Genomic DNA, 16,532 nt, shown 5'->3' with positions numbered 1-16,532 from the left:
ACCTTTTATTACATCTTTTCATCAAGTGATGAATCGACATAGTGTGTTACCCAGTCGGTCAACTCTTCGAAGTCCGCTTCAATAAGCGCTAAATCACCGCGAAGGTGTTCCCAAATACCATTAATAATTTCATCAATTGATTCACAGTCAAGGTCATCAGGTAGACGATCCCAAGCCATGTGAATCAAGTCGTTGAGCCTTTCAGCAACAACTTCTTCTTCCCCTTCCCAATCACCTACATCGTGAATCGCAAAAAGGTAATCTTGCACATTTAGCAGATCTTTCATTTTAGATTTGCCTCAAAGCATTTTACCAATGCTTCTAAACCAGCTTGATCATCAGTATCAAAACGGCCAATGCTCGGGCTATCAATATCAAGTACAGCAAACACTTTACCATCTTTAAAAACAGGTACAACAATTTCAGAATTTGATGCTGCATCACATGCAATATGACCTGCAAATGCGTGAACATCTTCAACTAATTGTGTTTGTTGTGTTTGTGCAGCAGTCCCACATACTCCTTTACCTACTGGAATACGGATGCATGCTGGATTGCCTTGAAACGGCCCTAACACTAATTCTTCGGGAGAATCCATTAGATAAAAGCCCGCCCAGTTTATATCCTCTAAAGAGGTAAACAACAACGCACTTAAATTTGCCATATTTGCAATGACATTTGATTCACCTGCAATTAGTGATTCAGCTTGTTTAACTAATGACTGGTAAAAATCCTGCTTTTGCATACCAAACTACTTCTTAACTACTTCTTATTAAACATACAGTAGCTAAAGGTACTCTTTGTAAGCAATAAATGAAACCTTTTAAGGGCAAAAAAAAACAATTTGCCCTTAAAATAAGCTAGCTTGATTAAATATTCTGCTATTGATGTGGAGATTGGGTTGCTAACCCCTGTCTTAAACCAAATAAAAACAGCCCTGCTGCTAAGGCAGACATTACTGCATTGATTACAAATGCCATCCCTGTAGTTGCACTTAACAAGTAACTAAAAATTGCCCCACCTAATAATCCCAGTGTCAAAACGCCCGAATAGTTTACTTTTGCATATTTATACATAAGTAAATAACCCGGCACTACAAACGCCGCCATTGTAAGACCCACAATGTGCGCATTAGCGATTGCACTGACAAGTAGATTAAAAAAAATACTCAGCCCATTACCATCTAAGGTAAAAGCATAATAAAGGCCGAGGATACAACCTACGATAACGGGCGATAATAATGAAAGTCCTACACTCTTTGCTAAACGATGTTTCATAAATTCCCTAATTTCACAAAGATAATACGAGATACGTAAAGCATGGACTAAGTGGTTGAAATGCGAAATATCGACAATAGTCGTAATTTGTAAAACTGAGGAAAGGCTGTAGAAACAAAAAAGCCGCTGAATAAATTCAGCGGCTTCAATGATGGTGGAGAGATAGGGATTTGAACCCTAGAGGGGCTACAAACCCCTGCCGGTTTTCAAGACCGGTGCATTCGACCACTCTGCCATCTCTCCGAATGCGAAAAACCTACTCGCTAACGCCAGTAGTAAAAATAATGGTGGAGAGATAGGGATTTGAACCCTAGAGGGGCTACAAACCCCTGCCGGTTTTCAAGACCGGTGCATTCGACCACTCTGCCATCTCTCCGACGGCGTGCATAATAGATAAGGCAGCTGTGTTTGTGAAGCTTTTTTTTCAAAAATCTGTTTAAGTGATTAAAAAACAACTAAATCGCTCATCATTAACACAATTAAAGTCAAAATATAATCGATTTGAACTTTTTGATTATTTTGCATGTCTATTGATCTACAAAGGTTTGCCCAAACATATAACTCTTGATAGGCTTAGTTTCAGTTTAATATTGGAACTAACGAACGAATTAAGTTCATTCAAAGGAGCTCTAACAATGGCGTTTAATCAATCGTACAATACCACTAGACCGGTAATGTCGACTATTGAAACAAATAAAGTATTAAAAAATACTTACTTTTTACTGGCTATGACACTTGCTTTTAGCGCAGTAACTGCAGGTATTTCAATGGCGATGAATCTACCTTATTTTATGGGGTTAGTATTTAGCTTGATTGCATTTGGTGTTCTTTTTGTTGTTAACAAAAAGGCTGACAGTGCATCAGGTGTTGCATGGGTGTTTGTATTTACTGGTTTGATGGGCGCGGGCCTTGGCCCTATGCTTAACTACTATGCAGCAATGCCGAACGGTCCAATGCTAATAATGCAAGCGCTTGGTTCTACTGCGTTGATCTTCTTTGGTTTGTCTGCGTATGCACTTACCACTAAAAAAGACTTCTCATTTATGGGCGGCTTTTTAACTGTTGGTTTAATCGTGGTTATCATTGCAAGCCTAGTAAACCTCTTTATTGGTAGCTCTATCACCTTCATGGTTATTAATGCAGCTGTTGTATTGATTATGTCTGGTTTAATCTTATTCGATACAAGCCGTATCATAAATGGTGGCGAGACTAACTATATTCGTGCCACAGTATCTTTATACCTGAACGTCTATAACTTATTTACATCTCTTCTACACCTACTTGGTGCAAGTGATGACTAATTAAATAGTTCTGTTAAAATAGCCCCTTTCTAGGGGCTTTTTTATTGGATGCGTTTTGGCAAAATTTGTACTTTCTCTTCACACCGCACCGACTGACCACGATACTACACAACGTCTGATTAAATTTTCACAGGCATGCATTGAGTCAGGTCATACTATTTCAGCTGTTTTTTTATACCAAGCAGGTGTTTTTCATGCCAGTCAACATTTAGAACTTGCCAGTGACGAACTACCAATAAGTCGTTTGTGGCAAGGTTTACATGAACAAGCTATTCCGCTTTTATTATGCGTTACAGCGGCAGAAAAACGAGGATTAGATATTAACCAAACGGGTGTTTTCACAGTGGCGGGGTTAGCTGAGTTTGCAATGCTTGCCAGTGATGCTGATAAATGGGTGCAATTTAAATGAAAAACGTTTTAGTTATTAGCCAACACAGCCCGTTTGATGACCAGCATATTCGTGACTCACTCGACACAACGCTAATTTTCGCTGCTATTGAACAAAACATTAGCTGGTTGCTCAGTGGTGAGGCGGTTTTAGCTCTAAAAAAGAATCAACAGCCAGAACAACTTGGTATCAAAAACTATTTTAAAACCATTAAGACGCTTGAGTTGTATGATGTAGAAAATATTTATGTGTGTGAAAAATCATTAATAGACTTTAATTTAACAAAAGATAAATTAATTATTGATGTGAAGGTAGCCAGTTTTGAGCAGCAACGTCATTTAATAAGCCAACAAGATCAGGTGGTAACATTATGAGCACACTTCATATATTTGCTAAACCACTTTCTCATTATTGCACCAATACGCTAGCAAATTTAATAGCCGCAGAGGATACTATTCTACTAGTTAGCGACGCTTGCTACAGCAGCACGCAATTTAAGCAATTTTCATCCGCTTTATATTTACTCAATGAAGATGCCACAGCACGAAATATCTCTATAAGCTTGGGCGACATCGCAATCGACTACACGCAATTTGTAAAAATGACTTTAAACACAAAGAACACGATTACTTGGTAAACCATGCTTGAATTTAATAACAAACAAATAGAAACTGACAAACAAGGTTATTTACTTGACTCAAATGATTGGTGTGAAGAGCTTGCACCAATCATTGCTGAGCAAGAGAATATTACGTTAAGTGAACAGCACTGGGAAGTTGTGCACTTTGTGCGTGATTTTTACTTAGAATACAACACCAGCCCAGCAATCCGTATGCTGGTCAAAGCCATGGCCCAAAAACTAGGTGAAGAAAAAGGTAATAGTATGTACTTATATAAACTATTTCCCAAAGGCCCAGCTAAACAAGCAACTAAAATTGCAGGTTTGCCTAAACCGGCTAGGTGTATTTAATGGTAAACAAAGCCAATAGCAAACCTCGTCGTAGTAGCGGTCGAACGTATTCAAGGCCCACGCAAAAACGCCAAGTTAAAAAAGCAATTAGTCCAGAGCAGCGCAAAGTAGTGCTGTTTAACAAACCATTTGATGTGCTTTGCCAATTTACTGATGATCAAAACCGCAAAACGCTTGCCGACTTTATTACTATTAAAGACGTGTATGCAGCAGGACGCTTAGACAGAGATAGCGAAGGGCTTTTGCTACTTACAAACTGCGGCAAGTTACAACATACACTCACTGAACCCAATAAAAAAACAGCTAAAACGTATTGGGTTCAAGTAGAAGGCGATGTCAGTGATGAGGCTATTTTTGCCCTAAACAAAGGCGTAGAACTTAAAGATGGCATGACCAAGCCTGCCAAGGTTAAACGCATTGACGAACCTTCAATTTGGCCGCGCACCCCGCCTGTTCGCGAGCGAAAAAACATACCTACCAGCTGGTTGGAAATCTCTATCACTGAGGGACGCAATCGCCAAGTTCGTCGCATGACTGCTCATGTTGGTTTTCCTACTTTACGATTAATTCGTTACAGCATTGGTAACTATACTCTCGATGGTTTGGATAGTGGTCAGTTTAAAGTCGTGAACAATCCAGATGCATAAACCTAATGTCACAGTCGCGGCTATCGTTACATGCGAAGATAAGTTTTTACTTGTTAAAGAACGCGATAAACACACAGGTGAGATCTGTTATAACCAGCCTGCCGGTCATTTGGAGGCAAATGAAACCTTAGCTGAAGCTGCTTGTCGTGAGCTTATTGAAGAGACAGGTATTAGCCTTAATGCCAGCCATCTGGTTGGTATTTACAATTTACATGCGGCTAATGGCGTCCATTATATGCGTTTTAGCTTTGCTTTTACTTGCCCAGAGCTATATTTACCATCCCCCCAAGATAATGACATTCTCAGTGCCGATTGGTTTAGCATTGAGCAAATAAGAAACTTACCGCTTAGAAGCCCGCTGGTTTTAAAATGCATTGAAGATCATTTAGCTGGCCAAGCCTACCCCCTAAGTTTGATTTACCAATAACCGCTGTAATTTTGGCTGGTTTGGGCGTCTAAAAGTATGCTATATCCAACCCACTATTACTTGCAATCAATGCCTTGCCTAAATCGCTTTTAATTCCAACTGAAACTCGCATCTTGAGGTGGTTTGGGTATATAATACCGCCCTTTCCATAGCAGTTAAAAATGACAGCGAATATTATGAGCGAAAATAGTCACATTAAAGTCATCGTGGGTATGTCCGGCGGTGTTGATTCTTCTGTATCAGCGTATTTATTAAAGCAGCAAGGCTATCAAGTTGAAGGCCTGTTCATGAAAAACTGGGAAGAAGACGATAATGATGAATATTGCGCTGCAGCTGAAGACCTAAAAGACGCACAAGCTGTGTGCGACAAGCTAGGCATTGAGCTTCACACTGTAAATTTTGCAGCCGAATACTGGGACAACGTATTTGAGTACTTTTTAGCTGAGTACAAAGCAGGCCGTACGCCAAACCCAGACATCATGTGTAATAAAGAAATCAAATTCAAAGCATTTTTAGAATTTGCAGCGCAAGCACTGGGTGCAGATTATATCGCGACTGGTCACTATGTACGCCGCGAAAAACGTGGTGATAAATTTGTCATGTGTCGTGGTCTTGATGACAACAAAGATCAAAGCTATTTCTTGTACACATTAAGCCATGAGCATATTGCACAAACACTTTTCCCTGTTGGCGACATTGCAAAACCAGAAGTACGCCGTATTGCTGAAGAGCAAGATTTAATTACGCATGATAAAAAAGACAGCACTGGTATTTGCTTTATCGGTGAGCGTAAATTTAAAGACTTTTTACAAAAATTCTTACCAGCTCAGCCAGGTAAAATTGAAGATACCGATGGCAATGAAGTGGGTGAGCACGAAGGTTTGATGTACCACACGCTGGGTCAACGTAAAGGCCTATTAATTGGCGGCATGAAAGAAGGCTCAGGTGAACCTTGGTACGTTGTAGATAAAGACGTTGAGCGCAACGTACTAGTCGTTGGCCAAGGTAAAGACCACCCTCGCCTATACAGTAATGGCTTAAATGCAAATCAACTTCACTGGGTTGACCGCGAAGGCCCTAAAGGGACTACGCGCTGTACGGTTAAAACCCGTTATCGCCAAGAAGATATCAGTTGTACATTACTCGTTGGTGAAGATGGTATGGCACGCGTGTTATTTGATGAGCCACAAAAAGCCGTGACTCCTGGTCAATCAGCCGTTTTCTATGCTGACGAAGTCTGCTTAGGCGGTGGGATTATTGATTCGGTGATCAAATAATGACAGAACACCAAGTCATGGCGTTAGCTGCCATGTGTCAAGTTGCCAAACAAGTACAAAAAGTTGCGCAATATGGCCAAGGTAGCGACCACGAATTAGAAAAGTTATTAAACTGTATAATTGAAACATCACCAAATAGCCCTGAAGATGTGTATCAGGGTAAACATAATTTACGTGAAGGTTATCGCATTTTGATTGCACAGCTTTCTGCCGGCGCAGACGAAGACGTCGAAATCGTGAAATATGTGGGTGGTTTAATGCAATTAGAACGTGCATTAAGTTCAAAACAAAACAGCTTAAATGAATTAGGTCGTCGCATTGATGATGTTAAACGTCGCCTCGACCATTTTGCTATCACAGATGATACTGTTGTAGCAGCGCTTGCTGATATTTACTCATCGGTGCTAAGCCCCCTTGGGCATCGTATTCAAGTGTACGGCAAGCCAGAGTTATTAAAACAGCAGCTCACGCAAAACAAAATTCGTGCCCTATTATTGGCCGGAATTCGTAGTGCCGTGTTATGGCGACAAATGGGCGGTAAGCGCCGTCATTTTTTCTTTGCAAAAAGAAAAATCCTCGCTATTGCTAAACAATCAATTTAATTATCGTTCAAACTAGACAATTTAGGAGTCATTATGGAGCTTTCAGCGTTAACCGCTATCTCTCCGGTAGATGGTCGCTATGGCAGCAAGACCACGGAACTACGCAGCATTTTCAGCGAATTTGGTTTAATCAAATACCGTGTAACTGTTGAAGTTCGTTGGTTACAAGCTTTGTCTGCAGCAAGCGCAATCACAGAAGTACCGGCATTTAGCGACGAGGCTAATGCTTTACTTAATGCCATTGTTGATAACTTTAGCGAAGCGGATGCTGCACGCGTTAAAGAGATCGAGCGCACAACTAACCATGACGTAAAAGCAGTTGAATACCTACTTAAAGAGAAAGTAGCTGACAACGCAGAGCTAAACGCAGTTAACGAATTCATTCACTTTGCCTGTACTTCAGAAGACATCAATAACCTGTCTCACGGTCTAATGCTTACAGAAGCGCGTGATAAAGTATTACTTCCATACTGTGACCAACTTCTAAATGCATTGAAAGAAAAAGCAGTTGAATACAAATCAGTTGCGATGATGACGCGTACCCACGGTCAACCTGCTACGCCTTCTACAATGGGTAAAGAGTTTGCAAACGTATACATGCGCTTAAAGCGTCAACGTGACCAAATTGCCAAAGTAGAAATGTTAGGTAAAATCAACGGTGCTGTAGGTAACTACAACGCTCACCTTAGTGCTTACCCAGATTACGATTGGCACAGCCACGCTGAGCAATTTGTAACAAGCCTAGGTTTAACATTTAACCCATTCACAACACAAATCGAGCCGCATGATTACATTGCAGAGTTATTCGATGCAGTTGCACGTTTCAACACTGTATTACTTGATTTTGACCGTGACGTTTGGGGCTACATTGCACTAAACCACTTTAAACAAAAAACAATCGCAGGTGAGATTGGTTCATCTACTATGCCTCACAAAGTAAACCCGATTGATTTTGAAAACTCTGAAGGTAACTTAGGTATTGCTAACGCTATCTTTACTCACCTTGCGCAAAAACTACCTGTTTCTCGCTGGCAACGTGACTTAACTGACTCAACAGTGTTACGTAACCTAGGTGTTGGTATGGGCTACACTTTGATCGCTTACCAAGCGACATTAAAAGGTGTAAGCAAACTTGAGGTAAACGAAGCGCGTTTACTAGAAGAGCTAGACCAAAACTGGGAATTACTAGCAGAGCCAATTCAAACGGTAATGCGTAAATATGGTATCGAAAAGCCATACGAAAAACTTAAAGACCTTACGCGTGGTAAGCGCGTAAACCAAGAAATCATGGCTGATTTCATCGATGGTCTTGAGTTACCTGAAGAAGCAAAAGTAGAAATGAAAAAATTAACACCGGCTAATTACATTGGTCGTGCTGTTGAGTTCATCGACAACTTAGCTTAAATTCAAATTAAGACTTAAAAAAGCGAAAGGCCTTCCTTTCGCTTTTTTTATATCAATTCGCTTAGGTCATGTTATGTATCAATTAACCATCAATTCATTAACCCAAGAGCAATTTTTAGCGGAGTATTGGCAAAAAAAACCATTACTTATTAAGCAAGGCTTCAAAGATTTTGCTGATCCTATTGAGCCCGAAGAACTTGCTGGGCTTGCCATGGAAGAAAGCATTGAATCACGTATTGTGACCAATCACTCAGATGATTGGCAAGCATACCATGGTCCATTTGAAGACTTTAGCTTGCTAACTGAGAAGCACGCTACGTTACTCGTACAAGCGGTTGACCATTGGCATAACGATGCAGCGCAACTACTGGAGCCATTTCGCTTTATTCCAAACTGGCGTATCGATGACTTGATGATCAGCTACTCTACGCCGGGTGGTGGCGTGGGCCCGCATTTAGATCAATACGATGTGTTTATTATTCAGGGCGAAGGAAAACGCCATTGGCGCGTTGGCTTACCTGATGCGAACTTAAAACAATTTGCGCAAAATAAAAGCTTATTACAAGTTGAGCAATTTCCTGCCGTAATCGATTGTGTGTTAGAACCGGGTGATATTCTTTATATTCCACCAGGCTGCCCGCACGAGGGTTACGCAGTTGAAAATGCACTTAATTATTCTGTAGGTTTTAGAGCACCAAACCAACGCGACTTGTTATCACAATTTGCAGATCACCTGATTGATACTGAACTTGGTAATCAACGATATGGTGATCCAGAGCTAAAATTACGTGCCTCAAAAGGTGAACTAAGCCAAACTGAAGCCGAAAAAGTGAAGCAATTAATGATTGCTGCAATCAATGATGACTCAGTATTTAAGACATGGCTTGGCAATAGTATGAGCCAGCCAAAACATGAAATGGACCTAGCACCACTAGAAGAACCATACACGCTTGATGATGTAAAAGCACTGTTAGATGATGATATGCTCATTTTTGAACGCTTAGGCGGCACACGTGCAATTTATCAAATCATCGATGATAAAGTACTTTTTAGTGTTAATGGGGTCAATTATATGCATGATCTAGAAGATCTTTCTCTAATAAAAAGATTAACAGACCAAACATCACTGACCGCTAGCGATATAAATAGTTCAAAAAATAACCACATTTTCCTAAAAACTTTTACTACACTATTAAATGAGGGTATTTGGTTTTGTTAGGAGCGTGTTTATATGGGCTACATGATAGATGAAGTTGAATGGAGTATCGACAAGGAACTATTGCAACAAATCCGAGAGAGGGTATTTGTTTGCGAATTACATATTCCAAAACACGTCGAATTTGACCATTTAGATAAAACGGCTCATCACGTACTTGTTACTGATGAAAGTAATAAATGTCCAGTTGCGACTGGGCGCTTGTGTAATGATGGCTTAATTGGTCGGATTGCTGTGTTACCTGAACACCGTAACCGATCAGTTTACAAATCATTATTGAATTACTTAGTAGGTTTAGCTGAAAAACAAGGCTGTGATTGCGTTAGTATCAATTGCATATTAAATGAAGTTGATCGATTCAAACGAAATGGGTTTTCGGCTGATGGCTTAGTATTTATGGAGGCAGGAATTCCAAGACAACGGATGCTCTGCCCTATCAAGCAATTTGATACGCGGCCATTCACTTTGGTGCACTAGATGGTTTAAAAAGCTGAATAAAATTATTCAGCTTTTTTATTTAAAGTTAAGCTGGCTCATTTTGCCACATATCATCTTTTTCGAATAACTCATACAAACCATGAGCGCGGTTAATGAGTAAATTAGCAAAATCTACTTTGGTCTTATCTACAGCGCCTGACTGCATTAGTTGATCAGCCTTTAGTTGCCATTGCATTGAGAAATATCTAAGTACTTCACGGGCATTGGTTGCTGCACTTGCTTCTGCGTGATCGGTTGGTAAACGCCCTGTGATAACCCAATAGCTTTTACCATTTTGTGCTTTAAACTTCCAAATAGCCACTAATGGCGCAATGAAACGGCTTTCTTTCTCAACAACAGTTTGCGGGATAACGCCTTTTTCAGCTAAATGCTTTTGTGCATTCTGGAAACATTCTCTTTGCCACATAACACTTTGTTTTTGCGCTTCGGCTTGTTCTTCTGGTGTTAATGGTCTTGCTTGTTTTTGTTCCATGGTGGTTACTCTTTTACAACATTTCTGACACTTTAAGGTTTAAAATGGCGCTGTGCAAGTGTTTACGGGCAATCAAAGGGCATTTTAATTTACTTGCCTACTATTCAGTCAACTCAGAAAGAAGAGTTAGGTTGAGTTAAAAATTGCAGCTCTTCAGGTGTTGATTCACGACCTAAAATTGCGTTGCGGTGTGGATAGCGACCAAACCTATCAATAATAACTTTGTGCTTTAGTTCAAATTCATAATTACTCATGCCTTTAAACAATTGCTCAGCCTGCTGATGAATAACTTTGGATTCACTATGCATAAACGGCATATAAATAAACGCAGCTTGAGAGCTAGGTAATTTTTTATCAAAGCCAAGTTCAATTGCTCTTTGCGCTAAGCTTAGGGCTTGTGGATCTTGGCTAAAAGCCTTAGCCGTATTACGGTAAATATTCCGTGAGAATTGATCTAACACAATAATTTCAGCTAAAGAGCCTTGGGCATCAAGTCGCCAGTCAGCATGCTCGCCAGCGATAACCTGCAAAAGACACTCTGAAAACTCACGTGTAATTAATGCATCAGTGTCATCAGATTGCTTATACCAAGCATCTGAGCCTAATTCATTAAACCAAAAATCGATAATCCTTTGCTTATCCATAAACATTCCTTAATTACCGAGTACTTTTGCTGGGTCTACTCGGGTTGCTTGCCACGCAGGGTATAATGTTGCCAAAATAGCGAGGACAAAGGTAACAATCACCGTTATAACGATATCTTGCCAAACGAGTTTACTAGGTAAAAACTCTATGAAATAAACACCTTGTAATGGATTGTCACCTAACAAATGACTGATCCACGAGAATAATTCACTGATATTTAATGCAAGCATAACACCTATAATCGTTCCAAGTATTACGCCAATAAGTGCTTGCGTAAATCCTTGCATAACAAAGGTGGCTAAAATCGTACTGTCTTGTGCTCCCATGGTTTTCAAAATCGCAATATTTGCCTGTTTTTCGCGTACTTCCATAACAAGTGATGAAACAATATTAAAACTAGCTACGGCAATAATTAAAAACACCACGATATACACAATAGTTCGAACCATTTGAATATCTTGATATAAGCTGCCTTGCGTTCTGAACCAACTAGAGACATAGACATAATCTGGGATAACTTGCCCCACCCGCATAGCGGTTTGATGAGCAGCAAATACATCAGCTACTTGTAACCGTAAACCGGTTACTTGGTTTTCATCGAAACTCAGTACACTTTGCGCTTTGTCGAGGCGAATAAAAGCCGCTGTTTCATCAATTGGGCCGCCCATTTTAATAATACCCGCAAGATTCAAACTCACCCGCTTTGGAGCAAGTAAGGTGTTACTTTGCTGGTTTATCTGTGGGATTAATAAGGTAACTGGGTCGCCAATTTTAAGACCTAACCGGTTGACTATTTGTTGTCCTAAAAGTGCATCTTCTTGTTGTAACTGACTAACTAAGCGCCCTTCTGTAAATTGGTTTAACGCCGATACTTGGTTTTCAAACTCTGGGCTAACGCCACGCACTTCAACCGCTTTTAACTCACTTTTAAACTGCGCCATGCCGTTGACACTAATAAAAGGTGCTGCACCTGTTACACCGGCTTGAGAGCGCAATAAAGCAACTTTTGACTGCCAATTATTGATTGGTTTATTAGGAGCAACGTATTCAACCTGCGGTACAACCGATAAAAGCCGATGCACTAGTTGTTGCTCAAAGCCATTAATCACTGATAGAGCAACAATTAATACGGCGACTCCCAAAAGTATGCCGATTGTCGATGCTTTAGCAATAAAGCTTACAAAGCCATTTTGCCCCTCTTTTTGGCCACTGTGAGCGCGAAATCGTTTTGAAATAAAGGCACTAAGCAACATGCTGAGACTCTTTAATTGCAAGCTTACCATCATCTAAATAGGCAATTTTGCCTAGTTTATCTGCAAGCTCTAAATCATGGGTTACCACAACAAAACTAGTTTTTAAGCTGGTATTTAACTCTTTAATCAAGTCATAAATCTTAATTGCGTTTTGTTTATCTAAGTTACCCGTTGGTTCATCAGCTAGCACCAACGCAGGCTCTGTTACCAATGCACGTGCTATTGCAACCCGCTGCCTCTCACCACCTGACAACGCCGATGGTTTATGTTCGCAACGATGAGATAACCCTACTTTATCAAGCATGTTGAGGGCTTTTTCGTTTGCCGCTTTTGCGCTTAAACCTTTAATTAAAAGTGGCATAGCAACATTTTCAATGGCAGTAAATTCCATTAATAAATGATGGAATTGGTAAATGAAGCCCAAATTTTCGTTGCGGAAACTCGCTTGTTGTTTTCGGTTTAATTTAGCAACCTGTTGACCTTTGATTTCAACGGTTCCATCTGTCGCATTATCTAAGGTGCCTAATATATGTAATAAAGTACTTTTACCAGAACCAGAACTACCTACAACGGCTAACATTTCGCCCTGATTGAGCGTTAAATCAACCCCTTTTAAGACTGCAACCTGATTATCGCCATCTTGATACACTTTATTAAGCTGCTGACAATTAATCACTAAATCACTCATAACGTAATACCTCTGCTGGATTCACTTTTGCAGCTTTTCGGGCAGGATACAAAGTAGCTAAAAAGCTCATAGCAATACTCCCTGCGGCAATTAGGCTCAAACTCATAACATCAAATTTAACGGGTAAACTCACACCCGCTAATAAATTAATGCCTAACATATTCAATAACTCATTTATATTGCTACTTAATAGCACGCCAAGTAACGCACCAATGCTGGTGCCAATAACACCATTGTATAAACCCTGGGTCATAAATACATGCTGAACTTGCAAAGGAGTTAAACCCAGCGTTTGTAAGATAGCCACTTCACTTTGTTTTTCACTTACCATCATGGTTAATGCAGAAACTATATTAAACACCGCAACAAGCACAATTAAACCAAGTAACATAGACATAATGCGCTTTTCCATCGCCACAGCGGCAAATAACGTCCCTTGACTAGCTCGCCAATCAGTTACTGTGTAATCATTTAAAATTGCTGTTTGAGATTGCAATACTTGCTCTACGGAAAAAGGTTCGTACAAAGAGATACTCAAGTTGGGTGCTGCTGATTTTGCCAGCTTTAAAACTCGGCCTAACGAATAACCACTGGTAAATGCCAATGACATATCAATTTCAGATTGTGTTTCATACAGTGCCGCAACGGTAAACAAACGTTGGCTAGGTACTCGACCAAGGGGTGTATAAGAACTGGCATTTGGCATGATCACCCGTACTTTATCCCCAAGCGAAATACCCAATTTACGGCTTAAATAGCGGCTAATCGCAATGTGATAGTTACTGTCCATTACTTGTGACCAATTGCCAGCAACAATTTTATCTTTTACGTTATACAGGGAGCTTCCTTCGTCATAGAGCCCTTGCAATAACACGCCGTGTAAATCTTGGTTGGTTTGCAAAATGGCTTCGCCATGGCGATAAAGGTTAACTTGTTTAATATCTTTAGAGTTTGCTAGTTGCTGCTGTAACTGCAACATGGTTTCTTTCGAATTATCTTCAGCTGATACTTCGATATGGGGAATTAAACCGAGCATGTTAGTTTTAAGGTTATTCTCAAAACCATTCATAACCGAACTAACTGTAAACAAGGCCATTAAGCCAATAGCAATGCCCGCAATAGAAAAAAAAGAGATGAATGAGATAAAGGCATTACCCTTTGAAGAGCGACTATATCTCAGCCCTATAAAAAGGCTAACAGGTTGAAACATAATAAGTTATGAATATTCCAAGGGCTAAATATGCGCTCATGTTAGCATAGATTTAGCCAGCATGGGATGCGCGAAATTGTAAAAAATAATTATAAATCTGATACTTGAACAGTAGCGACCAAATGGTCAAGTAATGCTTTTACATTGGTTGCTATAAATTGCCTAGGTGGGTACACCCCCCATACACCTTCAGGTGCAGGTGCAACATTCGAAAGTACAGCGGTCAACTTGCCATTGGCTAGGTGCTCATTGACATAATAATCCGGTAATTGCACGATGCCTAACCCTTTAATAGCTGCATCCACCAATGCCCAACCACTATTACATGCTAAACGCCCAGCCACTTTTATATGCTTATCTTGGCCCTGCTCTTTTACCCGCCAGTAGCTGTTATTACCGATGAGGCAATGGTGCTGACTTAATTCACTGACACTGTGCGGTTGACCATAATTATTTATGTATTCAGGACTACAACATATAACCAGCCTGCGCTGACTAATGCGCCTAGCTTTTAAAGATGAATCCTTTAGATGACCAAGCCGAATAGCTAAGTCATACCCTTCTTCTAATAGATTGACTTGCTCATTACTTAAATGACTGATTACTTCAATATCTGGGTGCTTTTGCATAAATGTATGCACCGCAGGCATTATGTAGCTTTCACCATACATGACAGGGGCTGTCAGCTTGATGCTGCCTTTAGGTGTCAGTTGCTGCTCGGCAAGCAGTGCCGTGGCATCATCCATAGCATGCTGTAACTGTTTTGTTCGATGCGCAAACACTTGCCCCTCTTGCGTTAGCACTACTTTACGGGTCGTTCGGGTTAGCAATTGTGTGTTTAATCGTTCTTCTAATTGACTCACATAACGGCTTACATGCGCCACTGACATACCCAGCAGTTTACTTGCTTTTGTAAAACTACCGGTTTCGGCTACCGCTAAAAATTCATCAATTCCGTGCCAACGATTCATTATTACCATACTGTAAAAGTGTTTTAATAAAACTAAGATTATCATTCATTGAGAAATAAATAAAATAGACTAAGTTTATTACTTACTTCCAACAACTATAAGGGAACGTTATGACTGATTTTATTAAATCAAAAGCGGCTATCGCTTGGGGTCCAAATCAACCACTCTCAATTGAAGAAGTGGATGTAATGATGCCTAAAAAAGGCGAAGTACTGGTAAAGATTGTTGCAACAGGTGTTTGTCATACCGATGCATTCACTTTGTCTGGTGAAGACCCTGAAGGTATTTTCCCAGCAATCCTAGGCCATGAAGGCGGCGGTATTGTTGAAGCTGTTGGTGAAGGCGTAACGCACGTTGAAGTAGGCGATCATGTTATTCCTCTTTACACTGCTGAATGTGGCGAGTGTAAGATGTGTAAGTCTGGCAAAACAAACTTATGCTCTGCGGTACGTGAAACGCAAGGTAAAGGTTTAATGCCAGATGGCACAACGCGCTTCTATAAAGATGGTCAACCAATTTATCACTACATGGGTTGCTCTACTTTCTCTGAATACACTGTATTACCTGAGATTTCACTTGCTAAAGTGAGCAAAGAAGCACCTCTTGAAGAAATTTGTTTACTTGGTTGTGGTGTAACAACCGGCATGGGTGCTGTGACTAAAACAGCAAAAGTTCAAAAAGGCGATACTGTCGCTATTTTTGGTCTAGGTGGTATTGGTTTATCTGCCATCATTGGTGCAACTATGGCTGGCGCAAGCCGTATTATTGGTGTTGATATCAATACCAGCAAGTTCGAACTAGCTACTAAATTAGGCGCAACTGATTTAATCAATCCAAATGACTACGACAAACCAATCCAAGAAGTCATTGTTGAAATGACTGACGGCGGTGTTGATTTCTCATTTGAATGTATCGGCAACGTTAATGTAATGCGCTCTGCCCTTGAGTGTTGTCACAAAGGTTGGGGCGAATCAGTAATTATCGGTGTTGCAGGCGCAGGTCAAGAGATCTCTACCCGTCCATTCCAACTGGTAACAGGCCGTGTATGGCGTGGTAGCGCATTTGGTGGCGTTAAAGGTCGCTCTGAGCTACCAGAGATTGTTGAGCGCTATATGAATGGTGAGTTTGCGTTGAATGATTTCATCACACACACCATGAAACTGGAAGATATCAATGAAGCTTTCGACTTAATGCACGAAGGTAAGAGTATTCGCTCAGTTATTCATTATTAATCTTTTAATTTTGCGCTAGGTTACTACCTAGCGCTTTTGTTTCAAGGATGTGGT

22 protein-coding genes and 2 tRNA genes are annotated in these 16,532 nt (G+C 40.4%); 13 read left to right on the top strand and 11 right to left on the bottom strand.

Features of this window, described 5'->3' with window-relative positions:
* Positions 1–8: 8 nt before the first annotated feature.
* From NH454_RS05320 to NH454_RS05300, 5 genes are all read right to left on the bottom strand, one after another.
* On the bottom strand, positions 9–287 hold the full coding sequence (locus tag NH454_RS05320; RefSeq protein WP_135924820.1) for a hypothetical protein: 279 nt from the start codon (positions 285–287) through the stop codon (positions 9–11).
* Positions 284–745 carry a GAF domain-containing protein gene (locus tag NH454_RS05315; protein ID WP_135924823.1) on the bottom strand — a complete coding sequence of 154 codons (462 nt, stop codon included), beginning with the start codon at positions 743–745 and terminating at the stop codon, positions 284–286. Before NH454_RS05315 ends, NH454_RS05320 begins: the two co-directional genes overlap by 4 nt.
* Positions 746–881: 136 nt before the next feature.
* Positions 882–1,277, bottom strand: a complete 396-nt coding sequence (locus tag NH454_RS05310; protein ID WP_138557581.1) for a hypothetical protein — start codon at positions 1,275–1,277, stop codon at positions 882–884.
* Between the two features lie 152 nt (positions 1,278–1,429).
* Positions 1,430–1,520 (bottom strand) — tRNA-Ser (locus NH454_RS05305).
* Positions 1,521–1,562: 42 nt separating this feature from the next.
* Positions 1,563–1,653, bottom strand: a tRNA-Ser gene (locus tag NH454_RS05300).
* A gap of 259 nt (positions 1,654–1,912) precedes the next feature.
* Here NH454_RS05300 and NH454_RS05295 point away from each other — a divergent pair.
* From NH454_RS05295 to NH454_RS05240, 12 genes are all read left to right on the top strand, one after another.
* Positions 1,913–2,578: a Bax inhibitor-1/YccA family protein gene (locus NH454_RS05295; RefSeq protein ID WP_135924827.1), complete on the top strand. Its 666-nt coding sequence runs from the start codon at positions 1,913–1,915 to the stop codon at positions 2,576–2,578.
* A gap of 55 nt (positions 2,579–2,633) precedes the next feature.
* Entirely contained in the window at positions 2,634–2,987 is a 354-nt protein-coding gene (tusD, locus tag NH454_RS05290) for a sulfurtransferase complex subunit TusD (protein ID WP_135924830.1), read from the top strand.
* Positions 2,984–3,340, top strand: a complete 357-nt coding sequence (tusC, locus tag NH454_RS05285) for a sulfurtransferase complex subunit TusC (RefSeq protein ID WP_135924832.1) — start codon at positions 2,984–2,986, stop codon at positions 3,338–3,340. Before tusD ends, tusC begins: the two co-directional genes overlap by 4 nt.
* Positions 3,337–3,603 carry a sulfurtransferase complex subunit TusB gene (gene tusB, locus NH454_RS05280; protein ID WP_253038424.1) on the top strand — a complete coding sequence of 89 codons (267 nt, stop codon included), beginning with the start codon at positions 3,337–3,339 and terminating at the stop codon, positions 3,601–3,603. The genes tusC and tusB overlap by 4 nt, the downstream gene beginning before the upstream one ends.
* A gap of 3 nt (positions 3,604–3,606) precedes the next feature.
* A complete protein-coding gene (locus tag NH454_RS05275; RefSeq protein ID WP_135924837.1) occupies positions 3,607–3,936 on the top strand; it encodes a TusE/DsrC/DsvC family sulfur relay protein in 330 nt (109 codons plus the stop codon).
* Entirely contained in the window at positions 3,936–4,583 is a 648-nt protein-coding gene (locus NH454_RS05270; RefSeq protein ID WP_253038423.1) for an rRNA large subunit pseudouridine synthase E, read from the top strand. The genes NH454_RS05275 and NH454_RS05270 overlap by 1 nt, the downstream gene beginning before the upstream one ends.
* Positions 4,576–5,010, top strand: coding sequence for an NUDIX hydrolase (locus tag NH454_RS05265; RefSeq protein WP_199526424.1), 435 nt, complete (start codon positions 4,576–4,578; stop codon positions 5,008–5,010). The genes NH454_RS05270 and NH454_RS05265 overlap by 8 nt, the downstream gene beginning before the upstream one ends.
* 176 nt (positions 5,011–5,186) lie before the next feature.
* Positions 5,187–6,287 (top strand): tRNA 2-thiouridine(34) synthase MnmA, encoded by a 1,101-nt coding sequence (gene mnmA / locus NH454_RS05260; RefSeq protein ID WP_119852693.1) that lies wholly within the window; start codon positions 5,187–5,189, stop codon positions 6,285–6,287.
* The gene (gene hflD, locus NH454_RS05255) at positions 6,287–6,889 is read left to right on the top strand and encodes a high frequency lysogenization protein HflD (RefSeq protein WP_253038422.1); all 603 of its coding nucleotides are present in this window, start codon (positions 6,287–6,289) and stop codon (positions 6,887–6,889) included. The genes mnmA and hflD overlap by 1 nt, the downstream gene beginning before the upstream one ends.
* 33 nt (positions 6,890–6,922) lie before the next feature.
* Positions 6,923–8,293, top strand: coding sequence for an adenylosuccinate lyase (gene purB / locus NH454_RS05250; protein WP_135924849.1), 1,371 nt, complete (start codon positions 6,923–6,925; stop codon positions 8,291–8,293).
* A gap of 73 nt (positions 8,294–8,366) precedes the next feature.
* Positions 8,367–9,512, top strand: coding sequence for a cupin domain-containing protein (locus NH454_RS05245; RefSeq protein WP_135924851.1), 1,146 nt, complete (start codon positions 8,367–8,369; stop codon positions 9,510–9,512).
* A gap of 12 nt (positions 9,513–9,524) precedes the next feature.
* Entirely contained in the window at positions 9,525–9,986 is a 462-nt protein-coding gene (locus NH454_RS05240; RefSeq protein WP_135924853.1) for a GNAT family N-acetyltransferase, read from the top strand.
* Between the two features lie 46 nt (positions 9,987–10,032).
* Here the strand turns inward: NH454_RS05240 and NH454_RS05235 are convergent, their stop codons facing one another.
* The 6 genes from NH454_RS05235 to NH454_RS05210 form a co-directional block, all read right to left on the bottom strand.
* Positions 10,033–10,479, bottom strand: coding sequence for a DUF4826 family protein (locus NH454_RS05235; RefSeq protein ID WP_135924855.1), 447 nt, complete (start codon positions 10,477–10,479; stop codon positions 10,033–10,035).
* A 113-nt stretch (positions 10,480–10,592) separates the two neighbouring features.
* A complete protein-coding gene (locus NH454_RS05230; protein WP_253038421.1) occupies positions 10,593–11,123 on the bottom strand; it encodes a DUF924 family protein in 531 nt (176 codons plus the stop codon).
* A 9-nt stretch (positions 11,124–11,132) separates the two neighbouring features.
* On the bottom strand, positions 11,133–12,377 hold the full coding sequence (locus NH454_RS05225; protein WP_253038420.1) for a lipoprotein-releasing ABC transporter permease subunit: 1,245 nt from the start codon (positions 12,375–12,377) through the stop codon (positions 11,133–11,135).
* Positions 12,367–13,065 (bottom strand): lipoprotein-releasing ABC transporter ATP-binding protein LolD, encoded by a 699-nt coding sequence (gene lolD, locus NH454_RS05220; RefSeq protein WP_135924863.1) that lies wholly within the window; start codon positions 13,063–13,065, stop codon positions 12,367–12,369. The genes NH454_RS05225 and lolD overlap by 11 nt, the downstream gene beginning before the upstream one ends.
* Positions 13,058–14,275, bottom strand: a complete 1,218-nt coding sequence (locus NH454_RS05215) for a lipoprotein-releasing ABC transporter permease subunit (protein WP_253038419.1) — start codon at positions 14,273–14,275, stop codon at positions 13,058–13,060. Before NH454_RS05215 ends, lolD begins: the two co-directional genes overlap by 8 nt.
* 89 nt (positions 14,276–14,364) lie before the next feature.
* Positions 14,365–15,246, bottom strand: coding sequence for a LysR family transcriptional regulator (locus NH454_RS05210; protein ID WP_199526419.1), 882 nt, complete (start codon positions 15,244–15,246; stop codon positions 14,365–14,367).
* A gap of 110 nt (positions 15,247–15,356) precedes the next feature.
* Here NH454_RS05210 and NH454_RS05205 point away from each other — a divergent pair, with 110 nt between their 5' ends.
* Entirely contained in the window at positions 15,357–16,478 is a 1,122-nt protein-coding gene (locus NH454_RS05205; RefSeq protein ID WP_138557591.1) for an S-(hydroxymethyl)glutathione dehydrogenase/class III alcohol dehydrogenase, read from the top strand.
* Positions 16,479–16,532 lie beyond the last annotated feature (54 nt).

The sequence above is a fragment of the Pseudoalteromonas sp. Ps84H-4 genome, assembly GCF_024124645.1.
Taxonomy (GTDB): Bacteria; Pseudomonadota; Gammaproteobacteria; order Enterobacterales; family Alteromonadaceae; genus Pseudoalteromonas; species Pseudoalteromonas lipolytica_C.
The sequence above is the reverse complement of the archived record's forward strand: the minus strand, read 5'-3'. Positions and strand labels throughout refer to the sequence as shown.

Coding starts and splice junctions, on each gene's coding strand:
- NH454_RS05320 (WP_135924820.1), bottom strand. CDS start 287: ATGAAAGATCTGCTAAATGTGCAAGATTACCTTTTTGCGATTCACGAT.
- NH454_RS05315 (WP_135924823.1), bottom strand. CDS start 745: ATGCAAAAGCAGGATTTTTACCAGTCATTAGTTAAACAAGCTGAATCA.
- NH454_RS05310 (WP_138557581.1), bottom strand. CDS start 1,277: ATGAAACATCGTTTAGCAAAGAGTGTAGGACTTTCATTATTATCGCCC.
- NH454_RS05295 (WP_135924827.1), top strand. CDS start 1,913: ATGGCGTTTAATCAATCGTACAATACCACTAGACCGGTAATGTCGACT.
- tusC (WP_135924832.1), top strand. CDS start 2,984: ATGAAAAACGTTTTAGTTATTAGCCAACACAGCCCGTTTGATGACCAG.
- tusB (WP_253038424.1), top strand. CDS start 3,337: ATGAGCACACTTCATATATTTGCTAAACCACTTTCTCATTATTGCACC.
- NH454_RS05275 (WP_135924837.1), top strand. CDS start 3,607: ATGCTTGAATTTAATAACAAACAAATAGAAACTGACAAACAAGGTTAT.
- NH454_RS05270 (WP_253038423.1), top strand. CDS start 3,936: ATGGTAAACAAAGCCAATAGCAAACCTCGTCGTAGTAGCGGTCGAACG.
- NH454_RS05265 (WP_199526424.1), top strand. CDS start 4,576: ATGCATAAACCTAATGTCACAGTCGCGGCTATCGTTACATGCGAAGAT.
- mnmA (WP_119852693.1), top strand. CDS start 5,187: ATGAGCGAAAATAGTCACATTAAAGTCATCGTGGGTATGTCCGGCGGT.
- hflD (WP_253038422.1), top strand. CDS start 6,287: ATGACAGAACACCAAGTCATGGCGTTAGCTGCCATGTGTCAAGTTGCC.
- purB (WP_135924849.1), top strand. CDS start 6,923: ATGGAGCTTTCAGCGTTAACCGCTATCTCTCCGGTAGATGGTCGCTAT.
- NH454_RS05245 (WP_135924851.1), top strand. CDS start 8,367: ATGTATCAATTAACCATCAATTCATTAACCCAAGAGCAATTTTTAGCG.
- NH454_RS05240 (WP_135924853.1), top strand. CDS start 9,525: ATGGGCTACATGATAGATGAAGTTGAATGGAGTATCGACAAGGAACTA.
- NH454_RS05235 (WP_135924855.1), bottom strand. CDS start 10,479: ATGGAACAAAAACAAGCAAGACCATTAACACCAGAAGAACAAGCCGAA.
- NH454_RS05230 (WP_253038421.1), bottom strand. CDS start 11,123: ATGGATAAGCAAAGGATTATCGATTTTTGGTTTAATGAATTAGGCTCA.
- NH454_RS05225 (WP_253038420.1), bottom strand. CDS start 12,377: ATGTTGCTTAGTGCCTTTATTTCAAAACGATTTCGCGCTCACAGTGGC.
- lolD (WP_135924863.1), bottom strand. CDS start 13,065: ATGAGTGATTTAGTGATTAATTGTCAGCAGCTTAATAAAGTGTATCAA.
- NH454_RS05215 (WP_253038419.1), bottom strand. CDS start 14,275: ATGTTTCAACCTGTTAGCCTTTTTATAGGGCTGAGATATAGTCGCTCT.
- NH454_RS05210 (WP_199526419.1), bottom strand. CDS start 15,246: ATGAATCGTTGGCACGGAATTGATGAATTTTTAGCGGTAGCCGAAACC.
- NH454_RS05205 (WP_138557591.1), top strand. CDS start 15,357: ATGACTGATTTTATTAAATCAAAAGCGGCTATCGCTTGGGGTCCAAAT.